Here is a 7,041-nt window from a genome sequence, read left to right as displayed (position 1 = left end):
TCCGACCACTCGATCCCGGGGGGGGGGCGCGGGCGACGGGGCGCGGACTCGCGGGCGCTACGCGCGGTCGCGGGCGGCGAGCGCGTCGGCGGCGGCCTGCTCCTCGCGGTACTGCTCGATGACGCTGACGTCGTCCATCGGGCGCAGCTCGTCGGCGTAGCTGACCGACTGCCGACGCATCACGCCGTTGCTGCCGATCGAGTACTGGCCCATGCGCCAGAGCGGCGGCGAGTACGCGTGGATCGACACCGAGCCGTCGATGTGCCCGCCCATGCGGTGGATGTGGTCGGGCCCGAAGTGGAACGAGCGTCCTGCCTCGACGACGCGGCTGACCGGCTCGCCGCCCATCCGCGGGTTGGCCTCGTTCACGGCGCCCTCGACGACGGCGACCGCGCCCGACGAGATGTCGTGGTCGTGCCATCCGGTGTCGTCGGTGGTGTCCCAGCAGAGCAGCCAGACGTCGATGTGGCTGTCGCGGTAGAGCGACGCGAAGTGGCGCTGCCCGCCGCCGTGTCGCACCAGGTGCCGCCAGGCCTCGGGGCGGGTGGCCATCTCGTCGACCCAGGCCTTGAGCTCGGGACGGGTCAGATCGCGGCCGGGCAGGGCCGGGACGTCGGCGGCGGTCGGTGCCGAGGAGGCGCGGGTCGTCGAGTCGGGGGCCGTGAGGGTCATCGAGGTTCTCCGGTCAGCAGGGTGCGCGGGTTGGCGTGCACGTGGGCGTGGGTGAAGGCGTGGCCGAGCCCGGGGTCGCGGGGCTGGGCGTAGGGACGGTCGGAGCCGTGCACCACGGGGTCGACCCCGACGACGCGGACGACGGCGTCGATCGCCCGGGTGTCGTACGACGACGTCTCGTAGAAGACGTTCGGGTCGACCGAGCCGAACTCGCCGCCGCGGGCGACGAGGCGTTCGTGGTGCAGCGGGGCGAGACCGGCGAGGGCGACGAAGACGATGCGCAGCGTGGGGTGCGCGAGACGCCCGCCCTGGTGCCAGGCGAACCAGGCCGACTGCAGCTGGCTGACGTAGGGCACGACGGCGGGCCACCAGGCGGGGGTGTCGGCGACCGAGGGGGCGGGCCCCGGGTGCACCATGACGGGCTTGCCGGCGACGGCGACCACGTCGAGCACGGGGGCCATCCGCTGCACGGCGGCGGGGTCGAGCAGGCAGGTCGCGGGCAGCTGCAGCCCGACGACGCGCTCGTGCCGGAGGATCTCGGAGAGCCCGACCAGGTCGTGCTCGTCGACGGGGGTCGCGGCCCAGACCCGGAACGGGTCGCCGAGCTCGAGCGCGGAGCGGTGCCAGACGTCGATCAGGTCTCGGGCCTCGGCGCCCGGCAGATGCTCGATGCCGAGGGGGCTCGAGAGCGAGACGAGGACGTCGTCCTTGCCCTCCGCGAGCTCGCGGGCCCGGCGGCGCTCGACGTCGTGAGCTCCGGGGTCGACGGCGTAAGGGGCCTCGCCCTCGGTGAGCAGGGTCCAGCCGTCGACCAGGCGCGGCGTCGTGCTGCGGCCGCGGAGGGCCTCGACGAAGGCGGCGGGCCAGACGTGCTGATGCGTGTCGGTACGGCCGCCGACGACCGGGGTGCGCAGGGGCGGGCGGGACGGGACGGATGCGGGGTCGCCGACCCGCGCCTCCTCGGCCGTCGCCGTTCTGTGAACCGGTTCACTCATGAGAACAGTGAACCGGTTCACAGCACCTGCTGTCAAGGTGCGGATGTGACGATCCGGTTAACGCAGGGGGCGGGCCGTCGCGGTCACCGCGACGTATGCTGATCCGCGTGAAGGAGCCTCGTCGTCGCACGCTCCAGGACGTCGCCGACGCGGCCGGCCTGTCGAAGGCCGCCACCTCGTACGCGCTCCGCGGTCTCCGCGGCTCGCCCGAGACCCAGTCCCGGGTGCTCCGGGTGGCGTCCGAGCTCGGCTACACGGTCGATCCGGTGGCGCGGGCGCTGGCCGGCGGGCGCAGCAGCAACGTCGTCATCGTGGGCAGCCTGCGCGACCTCTGGCAGCAGGACCTCGCCGTGATGCTCAGCCGCGCCCTGGCCGAGCAGGCCCTGAGCGCCTCGATCGCCGACGTCGACGCCTCGCCCGCCCGGGAGGAGGCGGTGCTCGCCGCCCTCAACAGCCGTCAGGTCGACGCCGTCGTCGCGTTGCCGGTCGACCCGTCCGCGCTCTACTGGGCCGACGTGCCCGACGACATCCGCCTGGTGTCGATCGGCGACGCGCTGGCGCACCGACCCGACTCCCCCGTGGTGCTCTTCGACAACGCCACGGGCGTCGGCACGGGCCTGCGCCACCTGGCCGAGCTGGGGCACCGGACGGTCGGGGTGCTGGCCCCCGCGCTCCCCGCGACGCCGGGTCGGCCGGCCGAGATGCTCGCGACGTCGCTCGGCGCCGAGCTGGGTCTCGTCGTCACCGTGACGGCCACGCCGGCCGCCGTCGGCGAGGCCGCCGACGCGACCGAGCGGCTGCTGCGGACGGCTCCGCGGCCGACGGCCCTGCTCTGCCTCAGCGACTCGATCGCCTTCGGCGCGTACGCCGCGGCCCGGAGGGTCGGACTCGAGGTGCCGCTCGACCTGTCGGTGCTCGGCTACGACGACAGCGCGATGGCGCCCCTGGTCGAGCCGCAGCTCAGCACCTTCGCCTGGGACGAGACGGCGATCGTCGACGCCGCCGTCGACGCTCTGCGCACCCCGCTCGACGAGCTCGACGCCGAACCGCGGCGGCACGTCTTCCGGCCCGACTTCATGCCCCGAGGGTCGACCGCCTCGCCGGCGTGACCCGCGAACGGGCGGTTCCGTCGGCGGCCGAGGGCGGCTAGCGTCGCCGTACTATGACAGTCGCTTTTCCGCGTATGACCGTGCGGCGGGCGGCCACCGACGACGGTGCGCCACCGCTGATCCGCGCGGCGAACCGGGCGACGCCGTTCGCCAACCAGAGCGTGGTCGTCGTGATCGCCGTCGTCGCCGCAGTCTGCAGCGTGGTGCTCCCGTATCTGACCGTCACGAACGCGCTGAGCATGTGGACCGGGGTCGGTCTGGCGCTCCTGGGCCTGGCGTTCGCGGCGCTGCTCGTGCTTCGACCGGGCCTGGCCCGGTGGGAGCTGCTCGTGCCCGCTCTTGACTTCGTCGCCATCGGACTGCTGCGGTTCGGAACCGGCGACGCCCGCTCGCCGTTCCTCGCCGCGGTGCTCCTGCCCGTGATCTGGATGGCCGCCCGACCGGGTCGTCGGAACATCGTCTACCCGCTGCTCGGCACGGCCGCGACGTTCCTCGTCCCGATCGTCGTCGGCGGCGTCGCGCTCACGGCCCCCGAGGCCGTGCGACTCGTGTTCGTCGTCCTGGTCTTCGCGGCCGTCGCCTGGGTGACCAACGAGCTCGCCCGACAGTCCGGCAACCGCCTCCAGGACGTGCAGCAGCACCGACGGGTCGCCGAGGACGAGATCAGCGAGGCCGCGCTCGTCCAGCAGGCGCTGCTGCCCACGTCATCCGACGGCATCCCCGCGCAGTTCACCGTCCGGGCGGCGTGCCTGCCGACGCGCTCCGTCGGCGGCGACTTCTACGACTGGTTCCCCACGACGGACGGCGTCGCCTTCACCCTGGGAGATGTGATGGGCAAGGGGGTGGGGGCCGGGATGATCGCCGCCGTCGTCCGCTCGACGCTCCGGGCGACCCTGCGCACCGGAGCACCGGAGGAGGCGATCGCCCGCACCTCGATCGGCATGGACACCGGCATGAACGAGTCCGCGACCGAGCAGTTCACGACGTGCTTCCACGTCCACCTCGGCACGGACGGCGTGGCGCGCTGGGTCGACGCCGGACACGGATTGGCGTTCGTGATCCCCGCCGACGGGGGTCTCGAGTGGCTGCGGAGCACGGATCTGCCGATCGGCGTCGGCACGACCTGGTCGATGCACGAGACCCGGTTGCAGGCCGGGGACCTCCTCGTGACGGTCAGCGACGGCGTTCTCGACCTGTTCGGCGAGGAGCTCGAGGCCCTCGACGAGCTCGCCGCGTTCGCCGTCGCCCACCCGGAGCCCGACGATCTCGTCGCCCGGATCGAGGAGCTCGGCCACGCCGTCCAGCACGACGACGACGTCACCGTCCTCGCCATCCGCTACGACCCCTCCGCAGCCCCGCTCGCCGCCTCCGCGTAGTCCCCGACGGGAGCCGACGCCGGGGGCGGCGCCGAGCAGCGCCCGCAGCCGCCCCCGTATCACGGGTCAGCGCCCCCGCTCGGCCAGGGCCGCGTTCAGCTCGAGCACGTTGACCGTCGGCTCACCGAGGTAGCCGAGGTCGCGGCCCTGCGTGTGCTCGTCGACCAGCGACTCGACGTCGCTCGCCGAGAGCCCCCGCGCGGTGGCGACCCGGTCGACCTGCTCCAAGGCGTACGCGGGGCTGATGTGCGGATCGAGACCCGACCCCGACGCGGTGAGCGCGTCGACGGGGACGCTCGCGGGATCGACCCCGTCGCTCTCGGCGACCGCGGCGCGGCGCTCCTGGACGGCCTCGATGAGGTCCTCGTTCTCGGGGCCGTGGTTGCTGCCACTGGAGGCGGCCGCGTCGTAGCCGTCTCCCGCAGCCGACGGCCGCGACTGGAACCACTCCGGCAGAGCGGCTCCGTCGGCATCGGTGAAGGACTGCCCGATGAGGGAGGACCCGACGACGTCGCCGTCGGCCTCGACCGCCGAGCCGTCGGCTCTCGCGGGCACGACGAGCTGCCCGATGCCGGTGATCACCGCGGTGTACAGCAGGCCCAGCACCACGGTGAAGACCACCATGGCCCGGAGGGCGACGCCGTGCTGGCGGAGCGTGGAACGGAGGTTCATGTCGGTTCTTCTTTCGAGAGGCGGTGCGAGGAGCGGAGGAGGCGCGGTGCCGGCCGGGACGGCGGCTCAGAAGCCGGGGAGCAGGCTGACGACGAGGTCGATGATCTTGATGCCGACGAACGGGGCGACGACGCCGCCCAGGCCGTAGACCAGGAGGTTGCGCGACAGGATCGACGACGCGGACGCCGCTCGGTACCTCACGCCGCGGAGGGCGAGCGGGATGAGGACGACGATCACCAGGGCGTTGAACACGATCGCGGAGAGGATCGCCGACGCGGGCGAGCTGAGCTGCATGATGTTCAGCAGTCCCAGCCCCGGGAAGACCCCGGCGAACATCGCGGGGATGATCGCGAAGTACTTCGCGACGTCGTTCGCGATCGAGAACGTGGTGAGGGCCCCTCGGGTGATGAGCAGCTGCTTGCCGATCCGCACGATGTCGATGAGCTTGGTCGGGTCGCTGTCGAGGTCGACCATGTTGCCGGCCTCCTTCGCGGCGGAGGTGCCCGTGTTCATGGCCACCCCCACGTCGGCCTGGGCGAGCGCCGGGGCGTCGTTCGTGCCGTCGCCGGTCATCGCGACGAGCGCCCCGCCCTCCTGCTCGCGGCGGATCAACGCGAGCTTGTCCTCAGGGGTCGCCTCGGCCAGGTAGTCGTCCACACCGGCCTCGGCCGCGATCGCCTTCGCCGTCAGCGGGTTGTCGCCGGTGATCATGACCGTGCGGATGCCCATGGCGCGCAGCTCGGCGAACCGCTCCCGGAGGCCGGTCTTGACGACGTCCTTCAGGTGCACGACGCCGAGCACGCGGGCTTCGCCGGACGTCGACTTCGTCGCCACGACCAGCGGGGTGCCGCCGCCGTTCGAGATCTCGTCGATCCTGGTCTGCAGCTCGTCGTGCTCGGAGCTCGCCAGGCGGCGGTCCTCCTCCACCCAGGCGATGACCGAGCCGCCGGCGCCCTTGCGGATCCGCGTGCCGTCGGGCAGGTCGAGACCCGACATGCGGGTCTGAGCGGTGAACGGGACGATCTCGCCCTGCCGGCCCGTCGCCGTGCGCCATCCCGTCGTCGACGCGAGATCGACGATGGACTTCCCCTCGGGAGTGGGGTCGCTGAGCGACGAGGTCGCGGCCGCATCGACCAGCTCCGCCCGGGCCACGCCGTCGAGGGGCGTGAACTCGGCCGCCTGGCGGTTGCCGTAGGTGATGGTGCCGGTCTTGTCGAGCAGCAGGGTCGTGACGTCGCCGGCCGCCTCGACGGCGCGGCCCGACACGGCGAGCACGTTGCGCTGCACGAGGCGGTCCATGCCGGCGATGCCGATGGCGCTGAGCAGGGCCCCGATCGTCGTCGGGATGAGGCAGACCAGCAGGGCGATGAGCACCGGCACGCTGACGGCCGCGTCGCTGTAGCTCGCGATCGGGTTGAGCGTCAGCGTGACGACGACGAAGACGATGGAGAGGCTCGCGAGCAGGATGTTCAGGGCGATCTCGTTCGGCGTCTTCTGCCGCGACGCCCCCTCGACGAGGGCGATCATCCGGTCGACGAAGGTCTCGCCGGGCTTGCTCGTGATGCGCACCACGATCCGGTCGGACAGCACCCGGGTGCCCCCGGTGACGGCGCTGCGGTCGCCGCCCGACTCGCGGATGACGGGAGCGGACTCGCCCGTGATCGCCGACTCGTCGACCGAGGCGATGCCCCAGACGATGTCGCCGTCGCCGGGGATCAGCTCCCCCGCGACCACGACGACCGTGTCGCCCAGCGTGAGGTCGGCGGACGAGACCGGTTCGAGCGCGGCGTGCTCGGCGGCGGCGTCCGCCGCCGGGTCGTAGCGCGTGACGCGTCGCGCCGTGGTGCTGGTGCGGGTGGCCTTGAGCGTCTCGGCCTGCGCCTTGCCCCGCCCCTCGGCGACCGCCTCGGCGAGGTTGGCGAAGACCACCGTCAGCCAGAGCCAGATCGCGATCGCCCAGGTGAACGACCCGGGGACGGCCGATCCGCCGGACGTCTGCGGACCGGTGAACAGGCCCGCGACGGCGAGGATCGTCGTGTACGCGGCTCCGACCTCGACGATGAACATGACGGGGTTGTGCCACATGTCGCGCGGGTGCAGCTTGCGGAACGCACCCGGCAGGGCGGCGACCATCTGGGAGGGGCTGAACGCGCCTCCTCGGGGGGTCTGCGGGGTGGGCTGCTCCGTCTGCGGAGCGTCGGTGAGTGTGGTCATGGT

6 protein-coding genes are annotated in these 7,041 nt (G+C 72.8%); 2 read left to right on the top strand and 4 right to left on the bottom strand.

Going from position 1 to position 7,041, the window contains the following annotated elements:
* Positions 1 to 57 precede the first annotated feature (57 nt).
* Both FFA01_RS02690 and FFA01_RS02685 read right to left on the bottom strand, forming a co-directional pair.
* On the bottom strand, positions 58 to 672 hold the full coding sequence (locus FFA01_RS02690; protein ID WP_146852704.1) for a cysteine dioxygenase: 615 nt from the start codon (positions 670 to 672) through the stop codon (positions 58 to 60).
* A complete protein-coding gene (locus FFA01_RS02685) occupies positions 669 to 1,667 on the bottom strand; it encodes an amidohydrolase family protein (protein WP_244289664.1) in 999 nt (332 codons plus the stop codon). The genes FFA01_RS02690 and FFA01_RS02685 overlap by 4 nt, the downstream gene beginning before the upstream one ends.
* 107 nt (positions 1,668 to 1,774) lie before the next feature.
* Here FFA01_RS02685 and FFA01_RS02680 point away from each other — a divergent pair, with 107 nt between their 5' ends.
* Both FFA01_RS02680 and FFA01_RS02675 read left to right on the top strand, forming a co-directional pair.
* On the top strand, positions 1,775 to 2,776 hold the full coding sequence (locus tag FFA01_RS02680; RefSeq protein WP_146852702.1) for a LacI family DNA-binding transcriptional regulator: 1,002 nt from the start codon (positions 1,775 to 1,777) through the stop codon (positions 2,774 to 2,776).
* A 74-nt stretch (positions 2,777 to 2,850) separates the two neighbouring features.
* The gene (locus tag FFA01_RS02675; RefSeq protein WP_146852700.1) at positions 2,851 to 4,152 is read left to right on the top strand and encodes a PP2C family protein-serine/threonine phosphatase; all 1,302 of its coding nucleotides are present in this window, start codon (positions 2,851 to 2,853) and stop codon (positions 4,150 to 4,152) included.
* Between the two features lie 66 nt (positions 4,153 to 4,218).
* Here FFA01_RS02675 and kdpC read toward each other — a convergent pair whose 3' ends face one another.
* A complete protein-coding gene (gene kdpC / locus FFA01_RS02670) occupies positions 4,219 to 4,824 on the bottom strand; it encodes a K(+)-transporting ATPase subunit C (RefSeq protein ID WP_146852698.1) in 606 nt (201 codons plus the stop codon).
* 66 nt (positions 4,825 to 4,890) lie between these two features.
* Entirely contained in the window at positions 4,891 to 7,038 is a 2,148-nt protein-coding gene (gene kdpB, locus FFA01_RS02665; RefSeq protein WP_146852696.1) for a potassium-transporting ATPase subunit KdpB, read from the bottom strand.
* Positions 7,039 to 7,041 lie beyond the last annotated feature (3 nt).

It is taken from the genome of Frigoribacterium faeni, assembly GCF_007988805.1.
GTDB classification, from domain to species: Bacteria; Actinomycetota; Actinomycetes; order Actinomycetales; family Microbacteriaceae; genus Frigoribacterium; species Frigoribacterium faeni.
Note: the sequence above shows the minus strand (reverse complement) of the source record. Positions and strands in the feature narration are given on the sequence as shown.